Raw genomic sequence first — 26,295 nt, forward strand, 5'->3', positions numbered from 1 at the left:
CCAATATAAAAAATCCCAAATTCCAATTTTATCGATTGGAATTTGGGATTTTGTTTTTCTCTCTTTTATATGATTACGTATTGTTTGTCATTCCTAGGTCGAAATGAAAAGCCTTGAGATTTGGGATTTAAAAATTGGAATTTGATTTACAATCCCAAATCAAGTACATAAGAAATCTTAACCGCAATATTATCATCAAATTTCGGCAATTGATTTGGACCATAGCGATAAAATCCGCCTAAGCCGAAACCTTTGAAGATGCGGTTTAATTCTATTCCTGACTCAAAAAAACCTTTGTCTAAAGTTTTGTAAGCAGGTCCAACATGCTGTTCCGGTTTTTCCATATTTCCCCAGGCCATTCTTGTAACTAATACCAGTGATGGGCGAACTTTTTTCATGATTTTAATTCGGTCAAAACCATGTTTAACTTGAAAAAATACATATTGACTAGAGAAAAACTCATTAAAATACATGGTTTCAAAACTGTTTCTTCCGGCAAAAGTAATACGCTGGATTACGGTTTCTTTAGTCAGGTTATTAGGCATTGTGTTATACAAATGTGTAATAGGAACATCTCCCATTGCAACACCTCCTTGTAAAAGCAAACTTGTTTTTTGCCCGTTTAAGTACTTTTTTTCATACTCTGTTTTGAAATCTATTTTGCTGAAAGTAAAATCGTTTTCTAAAACATTTGGAAGCGATTGTGTATACTGAAAAGTAAATCTCGGAAATCTTTTGTCTGATTCTGTTCTTCCGGTTGGTGTTTGCATGAAATCGCTAAAGGGCGCCCAAACTATTGAGGCCATTGCCGTAGTCATGATATAACTCGAATATAATTGCCCGTTTAAATTAAAAAGATAATCAAATTTTGGTTCAACGTCCGTTCGTGATAATTCAAAAACAGCTTCTGTTTTTGGGATAATTTTCGTTTGTACATTGGCTTTCCAGCTAATGTATTTGTAAAAAGTACTAATATTGATGGGACGTGGATCGTAAATTTTAAAAACGCGTTTGTCAACGGCGAAAACCGTACTTGCGATTTCTCGAACATCATCAGTATAAGAACCATTTAACCAGGTGTTGGTAGATTTATCCAATAAAACTCCGGAACCTAAGCTATACTTAAAATTACCATCTTTTGTTCCATATGCGGTGTAACCTTCGATTCTAAAATTTTTAGAAAAACGATCATTTGTAATTCCGCCAACACCTAAACGAAATCCTTCATAATTATTGTAACTGATAATTTTTTTTAAGTCAAGATCTATCGGGCCAAGTGGTAAATAACCGTTTATGATTTTTCGTCCTAAACCTAAACGTTTTTCGATTCTTTTGCTTATCGAGATACTGTCTAATAATTGATAGGTTTTCTGGCTTTTTAAGTCTAAACTTTCTTTTCTGTACGTGTCCCAGAATTCTTCTGTTTTTTTGCTGGCATCGTCTTTAATTTCAATGTAAAGTGATGAATTCTTTATTATTGGATTTGTGTTGTAGTGAATATCGAAATTATTACTTTCTGAAAGTAAATAGGTGAAATCTGAAGCTGATTTTTTCCTTTGTTCGAAGTTGTCTTCTACATCTCCGTCAAACTGAATTGTTCCGCCTAAAATTTTGATAGCATCGTCATTTTTCCCTTTTACAATTTTGAAAGTGGTATTGCTTTGAAACCAGATTTTTTGACTCGGGACATATTCAAATTCGTGAATTCCGCTGATATCCAAAACACCTTTTATACGCATTACCGCTTTTGCAACAGCGAAGTTTTCCTGATCGATGTACAAAACTCCTTCGAGACCATTTGATTTTCTTTTTTTCTTGTTTTTAAAGTAAATCATATAGGTGTTTCGTCCTTTTATCGGAACTGTGTCCAATAATTTATAGTTGTAATCAGAAAATGCATTATCGGCAATCGGACTCTGGTGTTTGGTTTCGAACAATTCGTATTTCGAATCGTAAATCGAAATAGATTGTAAGTTAAATGCAATGATTTCGTAAACGGGCTGTTTGAAACCTGCCATTTTAGTTCCGAGAATAGTTTCTTTGAGCTTATTATTGCCAAACTGATATTGTGAAACTTTTTCAGTCTGAAATAAATGCTGTTTGCTGATGATTTCTTTGAATTTATAATCCGATGAATCAATATTGATTTGTTTTTTATTGAAATCTTTATAAGCTGCAGAAGAATCAATTCTTCCGTCGATAGAATCAGGATTGGCAGTTACAATAAGTTTGTTGTAGGTTTTGTATTCAAAACTACTAAGCTTCTTCTGTGGATTGTTCAGGTTTTTATTCGCAATAACTTTCTTTATAATGGTTAAAGCCGGATTTTCATTAGAAACGACAACTTCTTTTAAATCATCTGTTTTTTGAGAAAGTGAAATCAAATAAAACTTTTTATTGTCTGCTAAAGCAATAATTTTAGTTTGAAACCCAATATAAGAAACTGTAATATTGTTGATTTTTGAACTAATTTTAAGATCAAATTTCCCATCAACATCAGTAATAGTATTGTTGTTGTCTGAAGTCGTTATTGTGGCAAACGGAAGGGGTTTTCTGTTTGAATCGGTTACAATTCCGTTTATTTGAAATTGCGCCTGAATAGTAAGCGTAAAAAACAAAGTCAAAAAACAAAATAGCTTCATACAGAGTGTTATAGTTTCAAAAACGAAAAGAATGTGATTTTGGTATGCAAAAATAAGAATAAAAAAATCCGTCTGGTACAATTAACCAAACGGATTTTTATTTTGTGTTGAATCAGATTACACCTTCATGATTTCAGCTTCTTTCGCAGCCAATAATTCATCGATTTTTCTGATGTACGTATTTGTCAAATTTTGAACTTCTTCTTCTGCAGATTTGCAAACATCTTCCGAAGTACCTTCTTTTTCTAATTTTTTGATATCAGTGTTAGCGTCTTTACGAACGTTACGAACTCCAATTTTTGCATCTTCCGCTTCAGATTTTGCCTGTTTTGCTAAATCTCTACGACGATCTTCTGTCAAAGGCGGAACGCTGATAATAATCATATCTCCGTTATTCATCGGATTAAAACCGATGTTAGCGATCATAATCGCTTTTTCAATAACATGAAGCATGTTTTTTTCAAAAGGCTGCAATGTAATTGTTCTTGCATCCGGAACACTAATTTTTGACACTTGCGAAAGAGGAGTTGCAGATCCGTAATAATCTACAAAAACACTTCCTAACATGGCCGGAGAGGCTTTTCCTGCGCGAATATTTAGAAATTCTTTCTCTAAATGCGCAATTGAGCCATTCATTGATTCTTCAGTACTTTCTAATATAAAATCTATTTCTTCACTCATTTTTTTAAGTTTTCAGTTTGCAATCTCAGTTTTCAGTTTGTTCAGTCGATGTGACTGTAAACTGTGACTGAGGACTATATATTTACAACGGTTCCTATGTTTTCACCTTCACAGATTTTCAGTAAGTTTCCAATTTTGTTCATATCAAAAACAACGATTGGTAATTTATTTTCCTGGCTTAATGTGAAAGCTGTAGTATCCATAACGTTTAATCCTTTTTTAAGAACATCATCAAACGAAATGAAATCAAATTTTACTGCAGAAGCGTTTTTCTCAGGATCGCAGTCGTAAACACCATCAACACGGGTTCCTTTCAGGATAACATCAGCATTGATTTCGATTCCTCTTAAAACAGCAGCAGTATCAGTTGTGAAATATGGATTTCCGGTTCCGGCTCCAAAAATTACAATTCTTCCTTTTTCAAGGTGACGGTCAGCTCTTCTTTTAATGTAAGGTTCTGCAATAGATTCCATTTTCAAAGCAGTCTGCAAACGCGTTTTCATTCCTTTGTCTTCAAGCGCGCCTTGTAAAGCCATTCCGTTAATTACGGTTGCAAGCATTCCCATATAATCGCCTTGTACTCTGTCCATACCGGCACTTGCACCAGCAACGCCTCTAAAAATATTTCCTCCTCCAATAACAATAGCAATTTCTATTCCTTTACTGTGAATCTGCTTAATTTCTTCAGCATATTCGGCTAATCTTTTAGGGTCAATTCCGTATTGTAAATCACCCATTAAGGCCTCGCCGCTAAGTTTTAGAAGAATTCTTTTATATTTCATGTTTGTGTTGCGTTAATTTGTGCAAATATAGACATATTCTGATTTTTAAAAATAATGTTGACAAAAAATTAATTGCTCTTTATGTATTTAAAAATTCCTAAAGATTTTTAAGCTTTATTTTTGTCGAATCTGATAAAAGTCATTCGGGCATCTTTTTAAATTGCTTAAATTTATAAAACCAAAACGAAACAAATATGAAAAGTATTGTCGCTAAAGCATTATTCAACAGTTATTCGTATGCCGAATATCGAAAATTAGTAACCGATTTATTATCTGAAGGAAAATCAACGGGAGACGACCAATCAGAAAGTTTGACGCATTACACAAGTTTAAACGAAGCCCGAATGAATCGATTGGAAAAAACAATTAAAATTTCGGAAGAAACAATTGAGAAACTGCAAAATTTAGACAATCATTTTATTTGGTTGGTAATTTCCGAAGGCTGGTGCGGAGATGCAGCGCAGATACTTCCAATATTAAATAAGATGGCGTTAGCGTCTGATAAAAAAATTGATCTTAAAATTGTACTGCGAGATCAAAATGATGAATTAATGAGTCAGTATCTGACAAATGGCGGAAGAGCTATTCCAAAAGTTATTGTAATTTGTAAAGAAGCCGGAATTGTTCGTGCAGATTGGGGTCCAAGACCAAAAGGAGCAACCGAATTAATGATCAATTATAAAAGAGACTTTGGGGTAATTGATGAAAAAATAAAAACCGATTTACAATTATGGTATCTGGCTGATAAAGGAATTTCGGTTCAGGAAGAATTGATTGCCATTATGGAAAATATAAAGTATAACCGATTGTAATTTTTGTAATAATTGTCTGAAATCGAATGTTAGTAAAGTGTTGAAAACAAATGTTATAGTATTTTGATGTGTATTGATTTTTTTATATCTTAGTGACATAATCCCACTTCTATTATTTACTTTTTGATTTACTTTTTTTATTGGTGTCTCTTTAATGTTTAACAATTAAAAATACACAATCATGAGAAAGTTATTCGACAGGTTTTACGATTTTATTTCAGGTTTATTGTTTGGAGGGAAAAATATGACACATTATTAACCTCGAAAAAAACAAGTACGGAAAGCAAAATTATTTTAGAAGTTGGCACATTGCTATTGTCTTATATGTAGTGTGCTATTTTATTTTTTATTCCAATTTAAGACTTTCCTCAAACAAAGTAATATCAATCGCATCTTTTACATCGTAATCACCAATTTTAGTTCGGCGTAAAACGGTTAAATGTGATCCTGAATTCATTGCTTTTCCAAAATCAAAAGCTAATGAACGAATGTAGGTTCCTTTACTGCAAACGACTCTGAAATCAATTTCAGGCAATGCAATTCTGGTAATTTCAAATTCGTGAATAGTAGTTTTTCTGCTGGCAATTTCTACCGTTTCTCCAGCGCGTGCGTGCTCGTATAAGCGGACGCCATCTTTTTTAATGGCTGAAAAAATAGGCGGTTTTTGATCGATTTCGCCTAAAAACTGTTTTACGGTTTCATGAATCAAAGCTTCGTCAATATGAGAAGCTGGAAAAGTCTGATCAATCTCCGTTTCTAAATCATACGATGGAGTAGTGGCTCCAATGTAAAAAGTTCCCGTATATTCCTTGGCCTGACCCTGAAGTTCAGAAATTCTTTTGGTAAATTTTCCGGTGCAAATCAATAATAATCCAGAGGCTAAAGGATCTAAAGTTCCCGCATGTCCAATTTTGAACTTTTTTGGAAGTCCAACTTTATTGATTAAAAGGTATTTTAATTTATTGACAGCTTGAAACGAACTCCATTTTAAAGGTTTGTCTATCAGTAAAACTTGTCCGTCTAAATATTCTTCAGTTGTCATTATAGTATGGTAAGCGGGTGAATGAAAAAGTGGATAATCAATAAAATGATTCCGGCAATGATTCGGTAATAACCAAAAACTTTAAAACCGTTTTTAGTTAAAAATCCGATAAAGGTTTTAATAGCCAGAAGTGCTACAATAAAAGCTACCACATTCCCTATAACTAATAAATTAATTTGATCGTGAGACAACTCAAATCCGGCTTTATAATAATCATAACATTTTTTTACGGTTGCCCCCAACATGGTTGGAACAGCCAAAAAGAATGAAAATTCAGCCGCAGTAGTTCTTGATAATTTTTGTGACATTCCTCCAACGATAGTTGCTCCACTTCTTGAAACTCCCGGTATCATCGCAATACACTGAAATAATCCAATTTTAAAAGCTTGCAAATAAGTGATTTCCTGCGAAGTTTCTGTTGTATTTGGATTGTTGAACCATTCGTCTACTTTCAATAAAATCAAACCTCCGATTAAAAGTGAAATAGCAACCGTTACAGGATTTTCTAATAAACCATCGATAAAATCACTTAATAATAATCCTAAAACTACGGCCGGAACAAAAGCGACCAAAAGTTTAAAGTAAAAATCAAGTGTCTGAAAGAAACGTTTGAAATATAAAACAACAACTGAAAGTATAGCGCCTAGCTGAATAACAATCGTAAAAAGTTTTGTAAAATCTTCGTGTGCGATTCCGAAAAAAGAAGAGGCAATAATCATGTGTCCAGTTGAAGAAACAGGTAGAAATTCTGTGATTCCTTCAATAATGGCAAGAACGATAGCTTGTAATGTATTCATTGAGAATGTTAGATTTTTAGATTTTTACATCTTAGATTTTTAGACCTTTTTAAAGATTAATCTAATAATCTAAGATGTCTGAGAATTCTAAGGAGTCTAAGAAAGTCTATTTAGATTTTTTGAAGATCGAATAAATCGTGATTCCAAAACCTATTAAAACAGTTGTTGGAGCTAAACGAATACGTCTAAAACTAAAAACATCTTCATTAAAAACATTCGGATTATCACTTCCTCCACCAGACATTAAGATGAATCCAAGGGCAATTACACCAATTCCAATCAGTAAGATTTTGTAGTTGATGCCGTCAAAAAGGAATTCTTGTTTTTGAGGTTGTTGTTCTTCGTTAGTGCTAATATTTTTCATTGTTATTGAGTTCAATTTTTTGTTTTTCTGAATATATGACTGCGACTGAATACTTAATAAAGATCGTCTGTTCTTAAATTCAGGAAACGTTGTGTTGCAAAATGCGTACTTACCCAGGTAATTAAAACTCCTAATCCGAAAACGGCTAATAATACCAATCCAATTAAGGCTTTGTCTTCTAAAATTCCTAATCCAGGGAAATTAGTTTCAACATAAAGCAATAATGCAATTAGAGCAATAATTGCTAATCCGGCGCCTAACATTCCTAGTTTTACACTGCGCATTACAAATGGTTTACGAATAAACGATTTTGTTGCGCCAACCATTTGCATGGTTTTAATGATAAAACGGTTAGAGTGAATGGATAAACGTAGTGAACTGTTGATCAATAAAACGGCGATTATCGCAAGGAAAGCACTGATAATCAAAATCCACATACTTACTTTCTTGATGTTGTCGTTTACCAGATTTACCAATTGTTTATCGTAAACAATATCTTCGATCATGGTATTTTGACGTAAACTGCTTTCAATTTTTGAAATGCTGTCTCTTTCAACATAATCTGCTTTTAAGTGAATGTCGTAGGAATTCAATAATGGATTTTCTCCCAAAAAGGTCAGGAAATCTTCTCCAATAATATCGGTATGTTCTTTTGCTGCTTTTTCTTTAGAAACATAAGCATAAGATCTTGCGAAAGGTGCTCTTTTTAATTCGGTGTTGAATGCTTTGATAACACTATCATTGGCTTCGTTTTTAAAGAAAACCGTCATTGCGATTTTTTCTTTAAAATCATTAGCCAGTTTTTTAGAATTGATAATGAATAATCCCAGTACTCCTAAAAGGAATAAAACCAGAAAAACACTTAATACAACCGAAAAATAAGAGGAAATTAACCTGCGCTTTTGAAATTTATCAAAGTTGGAACTCATAGTATGCTTAAATTATGTGGTAAAAATAATAAAGAATTTCTTTATTTGAAGTTAATAACGATCAAAGTTTTAACTTTTATACCATAAATATACGATTAGATATTTAATAAAAAGTTGATTTAACCGCAAATTGCGGTAAGTTTTACGCCAAGTTTGCAAAGTTGTTCCTATTTAATCTCGCAAAGTCGCGAAGTCGCAAAGTTTTTATATTCTTAGCGACTTCGCGACTTTGCGTGAAATAAGTTAGCTTCATTAGTAAAAACTTAGCGCACTGCGGTTAAATCATTTTGTTTCCCAAACCAATGATAAATAATACAATCCGCCAATTGACGGGCCTCCAAGAATTGAAGTATAGGTTTTATTTAAAACATTAGTTCCACCTAATTTTGCTGTAATTCCTTTTTTGAAATTGTAATTTACCTGCGCATCCGTGGTCCAATACGCCGGAACGGTTCCACTTACCAAGAATGAAACATAATCAAAATTGTTCTGATAACGTGCCGTTACGCTGGCACCAAGATTTTGCCAGATATTATTTGCCATTAAAGTTCCGTTGATGTTAAATTCAGGCGTATTGAAACCGTCTTCTAAACCATCTTTATCGTCTGTTCGGTCTAATTTTGTGAATGTAACATTTGTTAAGGCGGTAAAAGTCTGATCAATTCGATATTTTAAACCTAAACTTCCTCCATAATTATAAATTTTACTTTTCGAATTCGTCCACAAACGATAACGATTCTGCGTGTTTTTAGAATATAAGACAGTCGGAATTAAATTAGGATCGCTTGTATTCGGAATACTGGCTTCAGCCTGTGCGATGAAATTTTTATAGGAGTTGTAATAGAAATCGGCGTCAATATAAAGATTTTTGTTTAAGGCCATTCCTCTAAAACCAAATTCAAAAGACTTTACAAATTCAGGTTCTAAATATGTGTATGGATTTTTCTGAATCGTATTTTTATTCTTTTCAATGGCCTGCGCCTGAGTTAAGCCATTTGTGTTTACATCAGTGTTTACCTGCGCCTGAAATTTATCGATTGAAGTTTTGGTATAAGAATTCTCAAAAATACCATCTGACATAATTCGCAAACCGCCAACACGTTTTACTCCACCCGAATTCACATTCGAAAATCCTTCGAAAATACTCGGAAAACGATATCCGGTTTGGTAGGATGTTCTAAAATTGATGGTTTCTTTTGGCGAATAAACGGCGGTAAATTGAGGGGTAAATTTAGCATCAAAATAATCGGCTCTGTCAACTCTTAAAGTCGCGCCCAAAGTTAATTTCTCCTGAAATAAATGTTTAGTCAATTGTATAAATGCACCTGTTTTTTGATACGTCAGGTTTTCAGAATCACTTTTTGGATTAATAAAATAATTTCCATCAGGAACAATTATATAATTTCTATAATCGAATCCGCTTAATAAGTTGGCGTTTATTTTTTCGAAGAAAGAGGCAAAAGCCTTGTCCCAATTAATCAAACCTTCGCCATGAACCAAAGTCGATTTTGCACGGAGCGCCGCGCCAATATCCCAATTGTTGATGTCGATTAATTCGTTTTTCTTGTTTTCATAAGCCTCCGTTCCCGGGATAAATCGTCCCTGATCAGAAGAAGTTCTCGCCATTCTGTGCGCATCTGCAACTGTTGCGCCACCAGTAATTGCATTTTTATAAGCGGTTGTATAATCGGCAAACCATTTATCATCTGATTTAAAAGCGCGATCCATATTTTCGGCTAAAGACCGCATATTATAAGAGTCTCCGGTATTTTCCATTGTCGCGTATGCTTTTATCTGAAAAATAGGTGTGTGATAATCAACTGCAAATTGATTTAAAGTATAATTGTCTAATCTAAATCGATTTGAACGTTGATAAATCGTATTAATTAAAGCGGTTTTATAAGTTATCGAAAGTTCATTTCCTTTTCTTGGACGGAAATAAAAACTAACATCTGCTTTATAATTTTTGATGTCGTAATCAGAAATATCAGTTTCACGATATCCTGTTCTGGCAACAACGTAATTTTTGCCATTTAAATTTAATGTTTTTCGATTTGCCGATTCATTTCCGTAACCGTTCGCTTCATCGTAAGCCGGATTATCAGCGCCAAATAAATTGGTTGAAGCATTGGCAAGTGGCGCTAAATCCGTTCGGTCGTCGGCAACCCAATCTGTTCCGCCGGTTGAAGACGCATTTATTTTGAAGGCGATTTTTTCATTAAATGCTTTGGCAAATCTCAAATTAAATTGCGAATACACTTTCGGTGAAAATCGATCAATATTGCCAGCGTGATTTACACCAGTTAATTGCTGAATAGCGATGCCTTGATATTCAAATGGATTTTTAGTCTGAATATTCGCCAGACCATTAATAGCATTCATTCCGTACAAAGCTGCTGCCGTTCCCGGAATAATTTCGATTTTATCAATATCAAGATCGTTTGCTCCGAGTGCATTGGCGATAGGAGCGCCTAAATGTGGTGCCTGATTGTCGATTCCGTCCACTAATTGCGCAAATCTTACATTCGTCGAATTAGCAAAACCTCTCGTATTAATTACTTTAAAACCTAAACTTGGCGTAATAATCTGGACACCTTTTACATTTTCGAGTGCTTCATAAATAGTTGGTGATCCCATTTTTTTGGCTTCCGCCGATTTCAATTGCTCAATACTTATAGGAGAACGCATAATATTTTCAGATCGACGGGAAGCGCTAATCACAACTTCGTTTAAATCTTCTTTTTTGATACTGTCCTGAACTGTTTTGGGTTTTTCGGTTTGAGAAAAACTTTTTAGGCTTATAAAAAATAGAAACAGATATATTTTTAATTTCATAATCTTAGTTTGAATTTCAGTATGTTTTTAAATGAATACTGAAGATTGTAAAAAATGGTTGTGGTTGTTTTGTTTTTTAAAATAAAATTAATGAGTTTTAAAATTTTAGATTTTGGGTTTCTTTTAAAGCAAAGTCTTTAATACGTTTTTCGATTTCATAAAAGATAATAATCGCTTTTTCTCCGGCTTCAGTTAGTTTTGCACCGCCACCGCCTTTTCCGCCAAGCAGTTTTTCAACCAACGGACTTTCGGCACGCTGATTCATTTCTTCCACTAATTGCCAGGCCTGACGATACGCCATTTTCATTTCTTTAGCAGCATTGGTAATAGAACCCGTTTTTCGAATATTTTCAAGAAGCCAGATTTTTCCAATTCCTAAAAAGGCGCCTTCGGATTCTTCAATCCAAACCCGAACTTCAACATTATATTTTTTACGGTCAGCCATTTTAGATTTTTTAAATGCTAGTACAAAAATAGGTATTAAGCTTTAATATTATTCTTTGTTTATGCCGGACTGAAGTCCAGCCCTACAATATGGTTCGTTCCTATGGAACTTTATTGCTTCGGAAATTATTTTTTCTACGTATCAGAATCCAAAAATACGTATTTTTACTTAATTAAAAATACGTATTTTGTTATTTTATTTGTTTGTCAATGAAATAGCTTTGGTACAATCTACAATAAATGTAAATTTGCGCCTAATTAATCAGTGAAAAGCCTTAGAGCCTTAGTCACTTAGAATCTTAGTCACTTAAAAATGAAATACAATCCAAACGAAATCGAAGAAAAATGGCAAAAATATTGGGCTGAAAACCAAACTTTTGCTGCAAGTAACAATTCTGAAAAACCAAAGCATTATGTGCTGGACATGTTTCCTTATCCATCAGGAGCGGGATTACACGTTGGGCATCCGTTGGGGTATATTGCTTCAGATGTTTATTCTCGTTTCAAAAGACATCAGGGTTTCAATGTTTTGCACCCAATGGGATATGACAGTTTTGGATTGCCTGCAGAACAATATGCGATTCAGACAGGACAACGTCCCGAAGATACAACGCGCGTAAACATTGACGGTGGAGTTGATAAAGAAGGAAAACAAATTGCCGGATACAGAAAACAATTAGATAAAATTGGGTTTTCATTTGACTGGAGCCGCGAAGTGCGTACTTCAAATCCGGATTATTACAAACATACACAATGGATTTTTATCCAATTATTCAATTCATGGTATTGTAAAAAACAAGGGAAAGCTTTTGATATTTCTGAGCTTGTAACTGTTTTTGAAGAAGAAGGAAATAAATTGGTTGAAGCAGTTTGCGATGATAACGTTGCCATTTTTACTGCAGCAGAATGGAATTCGTATTCGGATGACCAAAAAGAAAAAATCCTTTTGCAATACAGAATGACGTATTTGGCAGAAACAGAAGTAAACTGGTGTCCTGGTTTAGGAACTGTTTTGGCAAATGACGAAATCGTAAACGGAGTTTCGGAACGTGGAGGATATCCTGTAATCCGTAAAAAAATGACGCAATGGAGCATGCGTATTTCTGCGTATGCAGAACGTTTGTTGCAAGGTTTAAATGATATTGACTGGAGTGAATCTATAAAAGAATCACAAAGAAACTGGATTGGAAAATCTGTTGGTGCGATGGTTTCATTTAAAGTCAAAAGTCAAAAGTCGCAAGTCCCAAGTGAAGCTACACTTTCGGACTTTGGACATTCGACTTTAGACTCTTTTATTGATGTATTCACAACTCGTCCTGATACTATTTTTGGAGTAACTTTTATGACTTTGGCTCCGGAACATGATTTGGTAGCAAAAATTACAACTCCGGAACAAAAAGCTACGGTTGAAGCGTATATCGAAAAAACAGCAAAACGTTCAGAGCGTGAGCGTATGGCTGATGTGAAAACCATTTCCGGAGTATTTACAGGAGCCTATGCCGAACATCCTTTTACAAAAGAAGCAATTCCGGTTTGGATTGGAGATTACGTTTTGGCAGGTTACGGAACAGGCGCTGTAATGGCGGTTCCTTGCGGAGACGAAAGAGATTACGCTTTTGCGAATTTCTTTAAAGGTCAAAACGGAATGCCGGAAATCAAGAATATTTTTGCAAATGTTGATATTTCTGAAGCGGCTTACGGTTCAAAAGACAATGTTGAAATCGCCAATTCTGATTTCTTAAACGGATTAAATTACAAAGAAGCAACTCAGGCTGTTATTACAGCTTTAGAAAAAATAGGACAAGGAAGCGGAAAAACAAATTACCGTTTGCGTGATGCTGTTTTTTCCCGCCAACGTTATTGGGGAGAACCTTTCCCGGTTTATTATGTAAATGGTTTGCCAAAAATGATTGATTCACAGCATTTACCAATCATTTTACCAGAAGTTGAGAAATATTTACCAACCGAAGATGGTTTGCCTCCGTTAGGAAATGCAGCTGTTTGGGCTTGGGATTCAAAAAATAATAAAGTTATCAATACTGATTTGGTTGACAATGTGACAATTTTTCCTTTAGAGTTGAACACGATGCCAGGTTGGGCAGGAAGTTCATGGTACTGGATGCGTTATATGGATGCACACAATGAAGATGAATTTGCAAGCAAGGAAGCTTTGGCGTATTGGGAAAGTGTAGATTTATATATTGGAGGAAGTGAGCACGCAACCGGACACTTATTATACTCTCGTTTCTGGAATAAATTCTTAAAAGACAAAGGTTTTGCTCCAACTGAAGAACCCTTTAAAAAACTGATCAATCAGGGAATGATTTTGGGAACTAGTGCTTTTGTTTATAGATTAAATGTAAATTTTGAGCAACAGTTTGTAGGGGACAATATAAAATCTGAATGTTTTGAGAGTTCAAATGTTTTAGTATCTAGTAATTTAGTGAAGAATTATATAAAGAATGGCGATGATTCTTTCGTTAATGATCATGTTAATGAATTTGTTAGTTCTGTCATTAATTCGTATAACAGTAGCGGTAGTGTTACCTTAACTTTTTTGAATTATAGTTTTGATCCGATTCATGCTGATGTTGCTTTAGTAAATTCTTCGGATGAATTAGATGTTGAAAAATTCAGAAATTGGAGAGAAGATTACGGAAATGCAACCTTTATTACAGAAAACGGAAAATACATTGTAGGCCGTGAAGTCGAAAAAATGTCAAAATCGAAATACAACGTAGTAACGCCGGATGATATTTGTGCTGAATATGGTGCTGATACATTGCGTTTGTACGAAATGTTTTTAGGTCCGTTAGAGCAGGCAAAACCTTGGAATACCGCTGGAATTTCGGGAGTATTCGGTTTCCTGAAAAAATTGTGGCGTTTGTATATCGATGAGAATAACGGTTTAATCGTAAACAACGACGAACCAACAAAAGACAACTTAAAATCATTACATAAAACCATTAAAAAAGTGGCAGAAGATATTGAGAATTTCTCTTTCAATACTTCGGTTTCTCAGTTTATGATTTGTGTAAATGAATTGTCTTCTCAAAATTGTCATTCAAGAGCAATCTTAGAGCCATTGGCAATTCTGGTTTCACCTTATGCACCACACATTGCAGAAGAATTATGGGCACAATTGGGTCATACGACTTCAATTGCAACGGTTGATTTTCCTGTTTTTGATGCTAAATATTTGGTAGAAAGCAGTAAAGAATATCCAGTTTCTTTCAACGGAAAAATGCGTTTCACTATCGAATTGCCTTTGGATTTAACCGCTGCGCAAATCGAAGAAATCATTATGAAAGATGAAAGAACATTACGTCAATTAGACGGAAGAACTCCAAACAAAGTGATTATTGTTCCTGGAAAAATCATCAACCTTGTAGGGTAATAATTTAAAATTCCAATATTTAAAATTCCAAATTCCAATTTTACGATTGGGGTTTGGGATTTTTTTTACGCATACTTTTCCGCCACGAATTGCACGAATTAATTTTAAAAATTAGTGAATTGCTTCGCCTGTTCGCTATCGCTCGGGTCGTGGCGGAAATTTAGCGTGTTTATTTTTTGGAATTTGGAATTTTTGAATTGAAATTTATTTTTTTTTCAAAAAATCTGTAACATTTTAAAACCTCTCGTATCCAAAAGGCGAATTAAATCATTTAACAACTTAAATCTCTTAAAAATGAAAAAGTATATTATCCTGATTATCGCATTATTATTTTCTGCTGTGTGTTTAAATGTTTTTGCACAAACAAAACAATATTCATTTGAAGTTTCTAAAACCGGAAAAGGAAAACAAGCCATAATATTTATTCCCGGATTTGCTTCTTCGGGAGATGTGTGGAGTGAAACCAAAGCCAATTTTGAAAAAGAGTATACCTGTTACACTTTGACAATGGCCGGTTTTGCCGGAGTACAACCACAGCCAAATCCTTCATTTGAAAATTGGAAAAATGAAATCGCTAATTATATCAAAACTAATAAAATCGAAAAACCAATCCTGATCGGTCATAGTATGGGTGGCGGATTAGCGTTGGCAATCGCTTCAGATTATCCTGAATTGATTAGCAAAATTATAGTAGTTGATGCTCTTCCGTGTTTGAATGCCCTGATGGATCCTTCTTTCAAATCAAAAGAAAATAATGATTGTTCGCCAATGGTGAACCAAATGACGGCAATGTCTGAAACTCAATTTTTAGAGATGCAGAAAAAAATGATGCCAAGACTTTTGGAGGATAAATCAAAATTGGATATTGTGGTAGACTGGAGCGTAAAATCAGATAGAAAGACATTTGCTGAAATGTTTTGTGATTTTTCCAATACCGATTTAAGAGAGAAAATTACCACAATAAAATGTCCGTCATTGATATTGCTTGAATCTAATTTTGTAAATTTCAAACCCGCTATCGAAGGGCAATATAAAAACTTAAAAACAGCTAATTTTCAATATGCTGATAAAGGTTTGCATTTTATAATGTACGATGATAAAGACTGGTATTTGAATCAGGTAAGCAATTTTATAAAATCTTAAGAATGGAATTTGAACAAATTTATAAAACGTATTGGGACAGAATATTCAGGCTCTGCATGGGTTTCGTTAATGATTATGACATTGCTCAGGACCTGGCTCAGGAAACTTTTATAATTGTCTGGCAAAAACTGGATACTTTTAGAAATGAGTCCGGAATTGGAACCTGGATTTTTAGAATCGCTTCTAATAATTGTTTGAGGCAGATTGAAAAAGACAAACGTTTCCCAAAATCAGATTTACCGCATCAACTTACGGAAGAAAAACAACAATCATTAGAGCCACAAATTCAGTTTTTGTATAAATGTATTGCCGAATTACCCGAAACCGAGCGTATTATTATTTCATTGGAACTGGAAGATATAAAACAAGCAGAAATTGCCACAATCGTTGGGCTTTCTGAAGCGAATGTAAGAGTGAAAATTCACAGAATTAAAGAAAAGCTGACTCAAAAATTTAAAGAAAATGGACAACAATAATATAGATTTCAAAGATTTATGGAAAAAACAAACCGTAAGTCAGCCCAATATAGAGGATTTGATGGCAAGATTAAAGCAATTTAAAAAAGCAGGTTTGAGAAGTTTATGGAAAACCAACATTTTGCTTTTTGCTACTTCTGCTTTTATTCTTTTTGTCTGGTATTATTATCAGCCACAGTTTATTTCAACTAAAATCGGAATTGTTTTGGCAATTGTGGCAATGCTGATGTATGTAACGGTTTATAATGGTTTATTGCATATTTATAAAGATATTGACGTCACTCAAACCAATCAGGAATATTTGCAGAAGCTGATTTTAATTAAAAGAAAGCAGCAATTTATGCAGTCTACAATACTGAGGTGGTATTTTGTTTTGTTGATGACAGGAATATGTTTGTATATGTATGAATATGCTTCAAGAATGACTGTTTTTTATGCTTTGGTTACTTACGGCGTAACATTGCTTTGGATAGGTTTTAACTGGTTTTATATCCGCCCTAAACAAATTAAAAAACAACAGGAAAAAATTAATGAGCTCATAACTAAATTTGAAGATGTTAATGAACAATTGAAGGAATAAATTCCAATATTTTAAAATTCCAAACTCCAATTTTACGATTGAGGTTTGGGATTTTTTTTTGAGCCTGGTTTTTCCGCCACGAATTCACGAATTTTAAATTAATTCGTGAATTGCTTCGCCTGTTTGCTATCGCTCGGGTTGTGGCGGAAAATCATTTCACTTTGGGATTTGGATTTTTTTTATTTGGAATTTAATTTAAAATTAGGATGTCATTTTGGCATTTTATAAAAATGGTTCGTAAATTGTAGAATATTAAAAAAACATATTCTAAAAACAATTTTAAAAATATATAAACATGGGAACTGGATATTTAATTATTGCCGGAGCAATTATGCTTTTCAGTTGGCTGGTAAGTTCAAGATTGAAGAGTAAATTCGAATTATATTCTAAACTGCAACTAAGAAACGGAATGAGTGGTGCTGAAATAGCCGAAAAAATGCTGGCTGATAACGGAATTACAGATGTGCGTGTAATCTCGACTCCGGGTCAGTTAACAGATCACTATAATCCAACAGATAAAACAGTTAATTTAAGTGAGGCAGTTTACAATCATCGCAATACCGCGTCGGCGGCAGTTGCAGCGCATGAATGTGGCCACGCAGTTCAGCATTCGATTGGATATGAATGGCTGACAATGCGTTCTAAATTAGTGCCAATTGTAAGTGTGGCTTCAAACTATGTACAATGGATTTTACTTGCAGGAATTTTGATGATCAGAACTTTTCCGTCGCTGTTATTAATTGGAATAATCATTTTTGCAGCAACAACATTATTTACAATCATTACTTTGCCTGTAGAATACGATGCAAGCAACAGAGCATTGGCCTGGTTAGAAAATAAACACATGCTGACACAAGAAGAACAGGCAGGAGCAAAAGATGCCTTAAAATGGGCTGCAAGAACTTATGTCGTAGCGGCGATTGGCTCAATTGCAACGTTGTTGTACTATATCTCGATTTACTCCGGTAATAGGAGAAATTAATAATGTGCCAATTAGAAAATGTGCCAATTAGATAATTATAGCAAACCCGACAGGTTTTTTAAAAGCTGTCGGGTTTTTTACATATTAATATATCAATTTCAGTGAATTGTAAAAAATAATCCATAACATCGTTACTACGAATATAGCATTTAAGTAATTTTTGTTTCCAGATTTGAAATATTTATAAAGAAGAATTATACTGTAGATTATACTTACAGGAATTGATAGTAAGAAAAAAAGATCGCTTATATTTGGGATATGTGGACTACTTTTAGGTTGAACCGCTCTTATAGTAAGAAATAGTATAAAGTAAATTATATAAAATAGTATTGTTTTAATCTCAGGCCTTAATTTCGAAATCATTTAAAAGAGTGTTATAAAAATTATCTAATTGGCACATTATCTCATTCTCTAATTGCTAAAGCTGAATCTGTCTGTCAATTTGTTGATCCAGTGAAATAAAAGTTTCTGTTCTCGAAACCCCTTCAATAGCCTGAATTTTTGTATTCAAAAGTTGCATTAAATGTTCGTTGTCACGACAAATAATTTTAATCAAAACCGACCAGTTTCCTGTTGTATAATGACACTCTAAAACTTCTGGAATTTTTTTTAAGTCTTTTACCGCTTCAGAATTTCGGGAAGCTTTGTCAAGATAAACGCCAATAAATGCCATCGTGTTATAACCTAAAACTTTTGGGTTAACAGTAAATTTTGATCCGGAAATCACACCCGATTGTTCCAATTTTTTCAAACGCTGATGAATCGCTGCTCCGGAAATGCCTATTTTATTGGCAATTTGTAAAATAGGTTTTCGGGCATCATCCATTAAATAACGAAGAATTTCTTTGTCGATACCGTCAATTTCAATTATAAGGGAGTTGATTTTCATGAGTTGTAATTTGAAACTAATTTAGTTGTTTAGGTTTTAGTTAGAAATCAAATGTACTCAAAATGCTGTAAAAAAGAAAATTCCAATACTTGAAACTCCAAATTTTAAATGATTAATATGAAACAAGAATTTTAAAATAGTATTGAGACAAAGATTGATATAAGAAATTAATCGTATTTCAATTATAGCCCACGGTTTCAACCGTGGGAGACGGATTGTGATAATGCATAATGTTTCCAACTGTTGAAACCGTGGGCTATGTTAAGCATTGGTGGCTATTGAAGGTGGATTAAAAAGAAAAATTCCAAATCTCAACAGAAAGTGGGGATTTGGAATTTTCAATATTGTAATTTAAAAAAGATTTATTTTCCTTTGTTTGCTTCACTAATGTATTTCTCTAAAGCCATTGTCATAGAAGGTGTTTCAGGAGTTGGAGCAAGAATATCAATTCTTAAACCATAATCTAAAGCTTCTTTTTGAGTTGTGCTTCCAAAAACAGCAATTCTGGTGTCGTTTTGTTTAAAGTCCGGGAAGTTTTTAAATAAAGATTTAATTCCGGTTGGACTAAAAAATGCTAAAACGTCATAATAAACATCAGCCAAATCAGATAAGTCACTCATTACAGTTTTGTAAAAAATAGCTTGAGTCCAATCTACTTTTAAGTTGTTTAATGTAACAGGCGCATCTGCATTTAATTGATCAGAAGCAGGTAACAAGAATTTTTCATCCTTGTATTTTTTAATAAGAGGGGATAAGTCCGCAAAATCTTTTGCTCCCACATAAATTTTACGCTTTCTGTACACTACATACTTTTGCAGGTAAAATGCAACAGCTTCTGATTGACAAAAATACTTCAATCCTTCTGGGACTTTGTAACGCATTTCATCGGCCACTCTAAAAAAATGATCTACAGCATTTCGACTTGTTAAAATGATCGCAGTGTAATGATTAAGATCGATTTTTTGCAATCGAATCTCTTTTGCGCTAACCCCTTCCACATGAATAAATGGTCTGAAATCAATTTTTATTTTGTGTTTTTGTTGGAGCTCAAAGTAAGGAGAATTCTCCACTTTAGGTTCAGGCTGTGACACCAAAATTGTTTTCACTTTCATATTATAAACATTTTCTAAGCACTCCCTTTTGTAATCCAATAATAGAGAAAATAATAAGGGGCTATTTCAAGTGCGCAAAGATATAAAATAAAATAAAATAACTTGCTGAATATTACATTTTGATATGTTTTAATCGAAATAAAATACGAGTAGAGGCTTAGACACAGCGAAACGCCTATGATTACTAGAGGAATAATCTGCGGAATATTGTCATAATAGAACAAAACGGCATTGATAGGCAGAATTAAAACGCCAATATACGTTCTGTAAGTTACTTTTTGTAAGTTAAAAAGGTCCGCAAAATCGTCGATATTGAAGGAAGTAGCTACAATTTTCTCAATTAAATATTTTGCAAGGATAAAATAAAGCAAAAAGGTCGCGATCTGAATGAATAAAATCCAGTCGGTTTTTTTAATACTATCATCAAAAATATTCAACGTAAGCAGTATGAAAAAAGCAAACGAAATAACCTGAACGAAAAATAAGCCAATAGTAAAACTGCTTTTCAAATGGTTATTATCACGATAAATTTTGGCGTATTTATCAGAAAAAATAAGTTTACTAAATTCGCTGAATCTAGTTTCATAAGCTGATTTTGTCATTGCAACAACGGCAAAGGTCACCACAAATAAAAGTGTAGCCCAATCTTTGTTTTCGAGGATTCTGGGAGTAAGTTGTTCAATCATAACGATACAAAATTAGTAATTTTTTGTTTCAATACTTTTATTATAAATTTATTATGAATCAAATGCCATAAAAAGTTTACTTTTGCGGTGAAATTACCCAGAAAAATGAATGATTGTATTGTCATAATTCCCACTTACAACGAAATCGAAAATATTGAAAGTATAGTTAGAGCTGTTCTTTCACAACATAAACCTTTTCATCTCTTAATTATTGATGATAATTCGCCAGATTTTACTGCAAATAAAGTAGTTGCATTACAGGAAGAATTTTCTGGAAGATTATTTTTAGAAAAAAGAGCCAAAAAATCGGGTTTAGGAACTGCTTATGTTCACGGTTTCAGATGGGCTTTAGAACGCAATTATGATTTCATTTTTGAAATGGATGCCGATTTTTCCCATAACCCCAACGATCTTGAAAAATTGTATGACGCCTGTCATTTTGGAGGCGCATCATTAGCTATTGGATCTCGTTATGTAACGGGTGTAAATGTGGTAAACTGGCCATTAAGCCGTGTATTAATGTCTTATTTTGCTTCGGTTTATGTGAAATTCATTACCGGAATGAAAATTCATGATGCAACTGCAGGTTTTGTTTGTTATAAAAGAGAGGTTTTAGAGAAGATAAATCTGAACAAAATTAAATTTGTTGGATATGCTTTTCAAATCGAAATGAAATATCGAACATATTGTGGTAAATTTGAAATAACAGAAGTTCCGATTATTTTTACGGATCGGACTAAAGGAGTTTCAAAAATGAGCAATGCCATTATCAAAGAAGCTATACTTGGAGTAATTTCTCTTCGATTAAAAAAATTATTCAATACATTATAAAGCCAGGGCGATGAACAGGATTTTAATTAAAAATGCTAAAATTGTAAACGAAGGATCAATTTTTGAAGGTGATGTATTGATCGAAAACGACTTAATAGTTGAAATTTCAGACAGCATCAGCCTAAAAACATCTGATTGCAAAGTAATAGATGCCGAAGGAAGTTATTTAATGCCGGGTGCAATTGATGATCAGGTTCACTTTAGAGAACCGGGATTAACACACAAAGGAGATATAGAATCAGAATCGAGAGCGGCAGTTGCAGGTGGAATCACTTCTTTTATCGAACAACCCAATACAGTTCCGAATGCGGTTACGCAGGAAATCCTTGAAGATAAATATGTGATTGCAGCCGAAAAATCATTTGCGAATTATTCGTTTATGATGGGAGCAACGAATGATAATTTGGAAGAAGTTCTAAAAACAAACCCAAAAAATGTTGCCGGAATTAAGATCTTTTTAGGTTCTTCAACCGGAAATATGCTGGTTGATAAAGAAGAAACTTTAGAAAAAATCTTTTCAAGTACGCCTATGTTAATTGCGGTACATTGTGAAGATGAAACTACGATTCAAAATAATCTTGCAGCCTTTAAGGAACAATACGGTGAGGATATTCCGGTAACAGCACATCATTTAATTCGTAGTGCAGAAGCGTGTTATATTTCATCTTCAAAAGCAGTGGCGCTGGCGAAAAAGACAGGAGCAAGACTTCATATTTTTCATCTTTCGACTGCGAAAGAAATGGAATTATTTACGAATAAAATTCCGTTAGAAGATAAAAAAATTACCGCTGAGGTTTGTGTACATCATCTTTGGTTTACTGACGAAGATTACAAAACAAAAGGGAATTTTATTAAATGGAATCCTGCTGTTAAAACTGCCGAAGATCGTGCTGAACTTTGGAAAGCTTTGAATGACGGACGTATTGATGTTATTGCAACAGATCACGCACCTCATACCAAAGAAGAAAAAGAGCAGTCCTATTTAAAAGCACCTTCTGGTGGTCCGTTGGTTCAGCATGCTGTGGTGGCAATGTTTGAAGCACATCATCAAGGGAAAATTACTGTGGAAAAAATCGTGGAGAAAATGTGCCACAATCCGGCTAAAATTTTCAAAATCGAAAAAAGAGGTTTTATAAAAGAAGGTTATTATGCCGATTTGATAATTGTGAATCCGAGTTTACCATGGAGCGTTAAACCAGAGAACATTTTATATAAATGCGGTTGGTCACCATTTGAAAATTTTACTTTTAAATCCAGAATCACACATACTTTTGTAAATGGTGAAATGGTTTACAATAATTTTAAAGTAAAAGATATTCGCGCCGGAAAAAGATTATTGTTTGACAGATAAAAAAGGTAAATGAAGAATTTTGTATTTATAATATTGGGTTTGTTTCTTTCTGTAAGTTGTAAAAAAGAATTGGTCAAAGAGCCAAAACGACTTATTGAGAAAGAAAAAATGATTGATATTATGTATGATTTGTCTCTTCTGGAGGCAATCAAATATCAAAATCCATTGTCTTTGGATTCTGTTAATTCTGATCCAAAGAATTTTGTTCTTAAGAAATATAAAGTAGACAGCCTTCAGTTTGCTCAAAGTAATATCTATTATGCAGCCGATTACAATACGTATAAAGAAATGTATGATGAAATTGGCAAACGATTAGCGGTAAGGCAACGAGCCGTCGATTCGATTGTTAAAATTGAAGAAAAGAAGGCTGCAAAAGTTGCAAAAGCTGCTGCTAAAAAGAATAAGGTAAAAGTGAATCCAAAAGATTCTATGAAAAAACCTTCAAAACCTATAAATATTGATTCGATCAGAAGAACAAGACAATTAAGATAGTTTTTTACAACTTCGGAGTGTCTTTTATATATTGATGAACATTCAGAAAAACCGTTCCCAGAGCGGTTTTTATTTTTTCATTTGAATAAAGATTTTTGGAATATGAAGCTTTTGCGGTTGCTTTGGTCATGCGTCTTCTCTGAAAAAATAAGGTTGAAAATATTCCGTCAGCTATCCAAAGAAAATTCATGAATATTGGGGCTGCGTGAATAGTTGGTTTTTTTACTTTTAAAGTATCAGCAATTGTATTTAAAATATCTCTAAAAACAATATTGTCTGAAATTAAGGTAAAACGTTCATTTTTGATATCGCTTTTCATTAATTCAAAAGCAATTTTCACTACATCATTTACGGTAATAAAACCAGTGTTTCCCAATGTGTAAAACGGAAGCCCGTTAGCCACTTTTCGATACAGCTCATTACTGCCTTCCTGAAAAATTTTTGTTGTTGCAATTGGTCCTAAAATCACACCCGGATTTATAATAATAATATCTAAACCTTCCTGAACAGCACGCCAAACTTCCATTTCGGCACCATATTTAGAAATGGCATAATCACTATGTGGTTTTTCAGGATTCCAGTCAGTTTCTTCAGTAACATAAGTTTCGTGAGGAGCTAAGTCTCCCAATGCTGCAATGGAACTTACAAAACAAAATTTCTTTATTCCTTTGGCTAAAGAAAAATTAACCATATTGGCAGTTCCTTCAATATTTGTCTTTCTGAGTGCGTCTTCGTCTTTTGGATCAAATGAAATTAAAGCGGCGCAATGGTAAACGTATTCGATATCAATAAAGGCAATTTCAAGTGAAGGAACCTCTAAAATATCGGCTTCAAGCCAATTGATTTTTTCAAATAAATCAGTTTTTCCATAAAGTTCAAAAACTGATTTTGTTTTTTGAATGTTATTTTGGTTGCGGTAAATTGCCCGAACGTTTTCTCCATTTTCAATTAAATGAAGCAATAAATGTGCGCCAACTAAACCTGTTCCTCCAGTTACTAATACCATTTTGTAAATATACCGATTTTGCCACAAAGGCGCAAAGACACTAAGTTTTTTTTGCATAAAGGCTTTAGTTTGTGAAGTTTTTTAATTGTCTTCGTGCCTTTGCGCCTTTGTGGCAGAATCCTTTTTGATATTGCAGTAGACAATCCTTATATTTGCACAAATTATTTTAAAAAATGAAGAATCTAGTTGAAGAATTAAAGTGGCGCGGGTTATATCATGATAGCATGCCAGGAACGGAAGAACAATTGCTGAAAGAAGTAACTACGGCGTATATTGGTTTTGATCCAACGGCAGATTCACTACATATTGGTAGTATGGTTCAGATTATTTTATTGGTTCATTTAAAGAATTTTGGTCATCAGCCTATTGCATTGGTTGGTGGTGCAACCGGTATGATTGGTGATCCATCTGGAAAATCTGACGAAAGAAATTTGCTGAACGAAGAAACTTTAGCTAAAAACGTTGCCGGAATTAAAAGTGTTTTGTCTCGTTTCTTAGATTTTAATTCTTCTGATAAAAACGCTCCGGTTATGGTGAACAACTATGACTGGATGAAAGAATTCTCCTTTATTGATTTTGCTCGTGAAGTTGGAAAACGTATCACGGTAAATTACATGATGGCGAAAGATTCTGTAAAAAAGAGATTGAGCGGAGAAGGAGAAGGAATGTCTTTCACTGAATTCACTTATCAATTAATTCAGGGTTACGATTTTTATCATTTATATAAAAACAATGGCTGCCTTTTGCAAATGGGAGGTTCTGACCAATGGGGAAATATCACTACAGGAACAGAATTAGTACGCAGAATGGGTGGAGAAAGTGCAAAAGCATTTGCCTTAACAACACCATTAATTACAAAAGCAGATGGATCTAAATTCGGGAAATCTGAAGGAGGAAATGTATGGCTGGATGCTGATAAAACTTCCGTTTATAAATTTTACCAATTTTGGGTAAATGCTACTGATGTTGATGCTGAAAAATATATCAAGATCTTTACTTTCTTAGATAAAGAAACGATTGACGCTTTAATCGAAGAGCACAAAACGGCTCCGCATTTAAGAGTTTTGCAAAAGAAGCTGGCTGAAGAAATCACCATTTTTGTTCATAGCAAAGAAGAATTAGAGAAAGCGATTCAGGCTTCGAATATTTTGTTCGGAAACTCAACTTCAGAAGATTTGAAACAATTGGATGAAGCTACTTTTTTAGAAGTTTTTGACGGAGTACCGCAAGCTGAAATCGCAAAGGCTGATTTAGAAAACGGATTGGATATTGTTTCTGTTTTAAATGAAAAAACGGGTTTCTTTAAATCAAATGGAGAAGCAAGACGTGCTCTGACAGCAAATTCAATTTCGGTAAACAGAGAAAAAATAAAAGAAGATTTTGTTTTAAATTCAAATGATTTAATTAATAATCAGTTTGTGTTATTACAAAGCGGAAAGAAAAATTATTTTGTGATTAGAGTGGTTTAACTGTTTAATGGGTTAATTGTTTAATCGTTACAACCACTAATATCAGAATTATCAAAAACGTCCCAATACCTCGAAAGAGTTGTTGGGATTTTTTATTAGAATTAAGTAATGATTTATTTACTAAGTTTATTGTCTAAAAACTAAAAGCTTATGTTTGGATTTTTATTTATCTATTGGATTTGGAAGGCATTCAGTAATTTGGCTCTTGAGTATGCCAAAAATAAATGGAAGTATTTCTTTATTGGATTAGGGTCTTATTACGGAATCACATTTCTCTCAGCAATTATTTATGTTCTGGTAATTGCGATTTTTAACGGGTTTGATGCCTTAGATGATGATAGTTACTATAGTTCCGGAATAGATTTTATTTTTGCGCTTGCGGGTGGCTTAGGCTGTTATGGTGTTTATAAATATCTGGAAAGTAAAGGTCAACAAGAAAGAGAATTAGCGGAGAAAGAAGGAATAGAAAGTATTGGACTAGTGCAAGAAAATTAAAATAAATTTTCTTTGGTTTGTTTAATCGGTTTACCAATTAAACAAATCAACGATTAAA

24 protein-coding genes are annotated in these 26,295 nt (G+C 33.7%); 11 read left to right on the forward strand and 13 right to left on the reverse strand.

Annotated elements, in window-relative coordinates; genetic code table 11:
* Positions 1-146 precede the first annotated feature (146 nt).
* From ASC72_RS04035 to pyrH, 3 genes are all read right to left on the reverse strand, one after another.
* The gene (locus tag ASC72_RS04035) at positions 147-2,642 is read right to left on the reverse strand and encodes a DUF5686 family protein (protein WP_056187187.1); all 2,496 of its coding nucleotides are present in this window, start codon (positions 2,640-2,642) and stop codon (positions 147-149) included.
* 117 nt (positions 2,643-2,759) lie between these two features.
* Positions 2,760-3,323 (reverse strand): ribosome recycling factor, encoded by a 564-nt coding sequence (frr, locus tag ASC72_RS04040; protein ID WP_056187190.1) that lies wholly within the window; start codon positions 3,321-3,323, stop codon positions 2,760-2,762.
* A gap of 74 nt (positions 3,324-3,397) precedes the next feature.
* The gene (pyrH, locus tag ASC72_RS04045) at positions 3,398-4,105 is read right to left on the reverse strand and encodes a UMP kinase (protein WP_056187192.1); all 708 of its coding nucleotides are present in this window, start codon (positions 4,103-4,105) and stop codon (positions 3,398-3,400) included.
* A 194-nt stretch (positions 4,106-4,299) separates the two neighbouring features.
* On the opposite strand from pyrH, the gene ASC72_RS04050 reads away from it, so the two are divergent.
* Complete coding sequence (locus ASC72_RS04050) at positions 4,300-4,917, forward strand: thioredoxin family protein (RefSeq protein WP_056187195.1); 618 nt, start codon at positions 4,300-4,302, stop codon at positions 4,915-4,917.
* A gap of 346 nt (positions 4,918-5,263) precedes the next feature.
* On the opposite strand, the gene truB is transcribed toward ASC72_RS04050, so the two are convergent.
* The 6 genes from truB to ASC72_RS04080 form a co-directional block, all read right to left on the reverse strand.
* Complete coding sequence (truB, locus tag ASC72_RS04055) at positions 5,264-5,959, reverse strand: tRNA pseudouridine(55) synthase TruB (RefSeq protein WP_056187198.1); 696 nt, start codon at positions 5,957-5,959, stop codon at positions 5,264-5,266.
* On the reverse strand, positions 5,959-6,756 hold the full coding sequence (locus ASC72_RS04060; RefSeq protein ID WP_056187200.1) for an undecaprenyl-diphosphate phosphatase: 798 nt from the start codon (positions 6,754-6,756) through the stop codon (positions 5,959-5,961). Before ASC72_RS04060 ends, truB begins: the two co-directional genes overlap by 1 nt.
* A 106-nt stretch (positions 6,757-6,862) precedes the next feature.
* Positions 6,863-7,120, reverse strand: a complete 258-nt coding sequence (locus ASC72_RS04065) for a DUF3098 domain-containing protein (protein ID WP_056187203.1) — start codon at positions 7,118-7,120, stop codon at positions 6,863-6,865.
* Between the two features lie 53 nt (positions 7,121-7,173).
* The gene (locus ASC72_RS04070; RefSeq protein WP_056187206.1) at positions 7,174-8,049 is read right to left on the reverse strand and encodes an ABC transporter permease; all 876 of its coding nucleotides are present in this window, start codon (positions 8,047-8,049) and stop codon (positions 7,174-7,176) included.
* 282 nt (positions 8,050-8,331) lie between these two features.
* Positions 8,332-10,884 carry a TonB-dependent receptor gene (locus ASC72_RS04075; protein ID WP_056187209.1) on the reverse strand — a complete coding sequence of 851 codons (2,553 nt, stop codon included), beginning with the start codon at positions 10,882-10,884 and terminating at the stop codon, positions 8,332-8,334.
* A 97-nt stretch (positions 10,885-10,981) separates the two neighbouring features.
* Positions 10,982-11,329, reverse strand: coding sequence for a winged helix-turn-helix domain-containing protein (locus ASC72_RS04080; protein ID WP_056187212.1), 348 nt, complete (start codon positions 11,327-11,329; stop codon positions 10,982-10,984).
* Positions 11,330-11,641: 312 nt separating this feature from the next.
* Here ASC72_RS04080 and ASC72_RS04085 point away from each other — a divergent pair, with 312 nt between their 5' ends.
* The 5 genes from ASC72_RS04085 (at position 11,642) to ASC72_RS04105 (ending at position 17,906) form a co-directional block, all read left to right on the forward strand.
* The gene (locus ASC72_RS04085) at positions 11,642-14,725 is read left to right on the forward strand and encodes a leucine--tRNA ligase (RefSeq protein ID WP_056187215.1); all 3,084 of its coding nucleotides are present in this window, start codon (positions 11,642-11,644) and stop codon (positions 14,723-14,725) included.
* A 294-nt stretch (positions 14,726-15,019) separates the two neighbouring features.
* A complete protein-coding gene (locus tag ASC72_RS04090) occupies positions 15,020-15,868 on the forward strand; it encodes an alpha/beta fold hydrolase (protein ID WP_056187218.1) in 849 nt (282 codons plus the stop codon).
* A 2-nt stretch (positions 15,869-15,870) separates the two neighbouring features.
* On the forward strand, positions 15,871-16,344 hold the full coding sequence (locus ASC72_RS04095) for an RNA polymerase sigma factor (RefSeq protein ID WP_056187221.1): 474 nt from the start codon (positions 15,871-15,873) through the stop codon (positions 16,342-16,344).
* Positions 16,331-16,924, forward strand: coding sequence for a hypothetical protein (locus ASC72_RS04100; protein WP_056187224.1), 594 nt, complete (start codon positions 16,331-16,333; stop codon positions 16,922-16,924). Before ASC72_RS04095 ends, ASC72_RS04100 begins: the two co-directional genes overlap by 14 nt.
* Before the next feature lie 295 nt (positions 16,925-17,219).
* Positions 17,220-17,906 carry a zinc metallopeptidase gene (locus tag ASC72_RS04105; RefSeq protein ID WP_056187227.1) on the forward strand — a complete coding sequence of 229 codons (687 nt, stop codon included), beginning with the start codon at positions 17,220-17,222 and terminating at the stop codon, positions 17,904-17,906.
* Positions 17,907-18,324: 418 nt separating this feature from the next.
* Here the strand turns inward: ASC72_RS04105 and ASC72_RS04110 are convergent, their stop codons facing one another.
* From ASC72_RS04110 to ASC72_RS04120, 3 genes are all read right to left on the reverse strand, one after another.
* The gene (locus ASC72_RS04110) at positions 18,325-18,795 is read right to left on the reverse strand and encodes an Lrp/AsnC family transcriptional regulator (RefSeq protein WP_041518480.1); all 471 of its coding nucleotides are present in this window, start codon (positions 18,793-18,795) and stop codon (positions 18,325-18,327) included.
* Between the two features lie 362 nt (positions 18,796-19,157).
* Entirely contained in the window at positions 19,158-19,907 is a 750-nt protein-coding gene (locus ASC72_RS04115) for a uroporphyrinogen-III synthase (protein WP_056187230.1), read from the reverse strand.
* Between the two features lie 14 nt (positions 19,908-19,921).
* Positions 19,922-20,593 carry a DUF4271 domain-containing protein gene (locus ASC72_RS04120; RefSeq protein ID WP_056187234.1) on the reverse strand — a complete coding sequence of 224 codons (672 nt, stop codon included), beginning with the start codon at positions 20,591-20,593 and terminating at the stop codon, positions 19,922-19,924.
* Positions 20,594-20,698: 105 nt separating this feature from the next.
* Here ASC72_RS04120 and ASC72_RS04125 point away from each other — a divergent pair, with 105 nt between their 5' ends.
* From ASC72_RS04125 to ASC72_RS04135, 3 genes are read left to right on the forward strand one after another with little or no spacing between them, the layout of a single operon-like run.
* Positions 20,699-21,424, forward strand: a complete 726-nt coding sequence (locus ASC72_RS04125; protein ID WP_056187237.1) for a polyprenol monophosphomannose synthase — start codon at positions 20,699-20,701, stop codon at positions 21,422-21,424.
* Between the two features lie 10 nt (positions 21,425-21,434).
* The gene (locus ASC72_RS04130; RefSeq protein WP_056187240.1) at positions 21,435-22,775 is read left to right on the forward strand and encodes a dihydroorotase; all 1,341 of its coding nucleotides are present in this window, start codon (positions 21,435-21,437) and stop codon (positions 22,773-22,775) included.
* Positions 22,776-22,784: 9 nt separating this feature from the next.
* Positions 22,785-23,267 carry a DUF4296 domain-containing protein gene (locus tag ASC72_RS04135; RefSeq protein ID WP_056187243.1) on the forward strand — a complete coding sequence of 161 codons (483 nt, stop codon included), beginning with the start codon at positions 22,785-22,787 and terminating at the stop codon, positions 23,265-23,267.
* 4 nt (positions 23,268-23,271) lie between these two features.
* Here the strand turns inward: ASC72_RS04135 and ASC72_RS04140 are convergent, their stop codons facing one another.
* Positions 23,272-24,273: an NAD-dependent epimerase/dehydratase family protein gene (locus ASC72_RS04140; protein ID WP_056187246.1), complete on the reverse strand. Its 1,002-nt coding sequence runs from the start codon at positions 24,271-24,273 to the stop codon at positions 23,272-23,274.
* A gap of 173 nt (positions 24,274-24,446) precedes the next feature.
* On the opposite strand from ASC72_RS04140, the gene tyrS reads away from it, so the two are divergent.
* A complete protein-coding gene (gene tyrS / locus ASC72_RS04145; RefSeq protein WP_056187249.1) occupies positions 24,447-25,742 on the forward strand; it encodes a tyrosine--tRNA ligase in 1,296 nt (431 codons plus the stop codon).
* A gap of 150 nt (positions 25,743-25,892) precedes the next feature.
* On the forward strand, positions 25,893-26,237 hold the full coding sequence (locus ASC72_RS04150) for a hypothetical protein (RefSeq protein ID WP_056187252.1): 345 nt from the start codon (positions 25,893-25,895) through the stop codon (positions 26,235-26,237).
* The last annotated feature ends 58 nt before the right edge of the window (positions 26,238-26,295 follow it).

The sequence above is a fragment of the Flavobacterium sp. Root420 genome (assembly GCF_001427905.1).
Lineage (GTDB): Bacteria > Bacteroidota > Bacteroidia > Flavobacteriales > Flavobacteriaceae > Flavobacterium.

Coding starts and splice junctions, on each gene's coding strand:
- ASC72_RS04110 (WP_041518480.1), bottom strand. CDS start 18,795: ATGAAAATCAACTCCCTTATAATTGAAATTGACGGTATCGACAAAGAA.
- truB (WP_056187198.1), bottom strand. CDS start 5,959: ATGACAACTGAAGAATATTTAGACGGACAAGTTTTACTGATAGACAAA.
- ASC72_RS04095 (WP_056187221.1), top strand. CDS start 15,871: ATGGAATTTGAACAAATTTATAAAACGTATTGGGACAGAATATTCAGG.
- ASC72_RS04080 (WP_056187212.1), bottom strand. CDS start 11,329: ATGGCTGACCGTAAAAAATATAATGTTGAAGTTCGGGTTTGGATTGAA.
- ASC72_RS04130 (WP_056187240.1), top strand. CDS start 21,435: ATGAACAGGATTTTAATTAAAAATGCTAAAATTGTAAACGAAGGATCA.
- frr (WP_056187190.1), bottom strand. CDS start 3,323: ATGAGTGAAGAAATAGATTTTATATTAGAAAGTACTGAAGAATCAATG.
- ASC72_RS04075 (WP_056187209.1), bottom strand. CDS start 10,884: ATGAAATTAAAAATATATCTGTTTCTATTTTTTATAAGCCTAAAAAGT.
- ASC72_RS04140 (WP_056187246.1), bottom strand. CDS start 24,273: ATGGTATTAGTAACTGGAGGAACAGGTTTAGTTGGCGCACATTTATTG.
- ASC72_RS04085 (WP_056187215.1), top strand. CDS start 11,642: ATGAAATACAATCCAAACGAAATCGAAGAAAAATGGCAAAAATATTGG.
- ASC72_RS04070 (WP_056187206.1), bottom strand. CDS start 8,049: ATGAGTTCCAACTTTGATAAATTTCAAAAGCGCAGGTTAATTTCCTCT.
- ASC72_RS04150 (WP_056187252.1), top strand. CDS start 25,893: ATGTTTGGATTTTTATTTATCTATTGGATTTGGAAGGCATTCAGTAAT.
- tyrS (WP_056187249.1), top strand. CDS start 24,447: ATGAAGAATCTAGTTGAAGAATTAAAGTGGCGCGGGTTATATCATGAT.
- ASC72_RS04115 (WP_056187230.1), bottom strand. CDS start 19,907: ATGAAAGTGAAAACAATTTTGGTGTCACAGCCTGAACCTAAAGTGGAG.
- pyrH (WP_056187192.1), bottom strand. CDS start 4,105: ATGAAATATAAAAGAATTCTTCTAAAACTTAGCGGCGAGGCCTTAATG.
- ASC72_RS04090 (WP_056187218.1), top strand. CDS start 15,020: ATGAAAAAGTATATTATCCTGATTATCGCATTATTATTTTCTGCTGTG.
- ASC72_RS04105 (WP_056187227.1), top strand. CDS start 17,220: ATGGGAACTGGATATTTAATTATTGCCGGAGCAATTATGCTTTTCAGT.
- ASC72_RS04125 (WP_056187237.1), top strand. CDS start 20,699: ATGAATGATTGTATTGTCATAATTCCCACTTACAACGAAATCGAAAAT.
- ASC72_RS04100 (WP_056187224.1), top strand. CDS start 16,331: ATGGACAACAATAATATAGATTTCAAAGATTTATGGAAAAAACAAACC.
- ASC72_RS04065 (WP_056187203.1), bottom strand. CDS start 7,120: ATGAAAAATATTAGCACTAACGAAGAACAACAACCTCAAAAACAAGAA.
- ASC72_RS04120 (WP_056187234.1), bottom strand. CDS start 20,593: ATGATTGAACAACTTACTCCCAGAATCCTCGAAAACAAAGATTGGGCT.
- ASC72_RS04135 (WP_056187243.1), top strand. CDS start 22,785: ATGAAGAATTTTGTATTTATAATATTGGGTTTGTTTCTTTCTGTAAGT.
- ASC72_RS04050 (WP_056187195.1), top strand. CDS start 4,300: ATGAAAAGTATTGTCGCTAAAGCATTATTCAACAGTTATTCGTATGCC.
- ASC72_RS04060 (WP_056187200.1), bottom strand. CDS start 6,756: ATGAATACATTACAAGCTATCGTTCTTGCCATTATTGAAGGAATCACA.
- ASC72_RS04035 (WP_056187187.1), bottom strand. CDS start 2,642: ATGAAGCTATTTTGTTTTTTGACTTTGTTTTTTACGCTTACTATTCAG.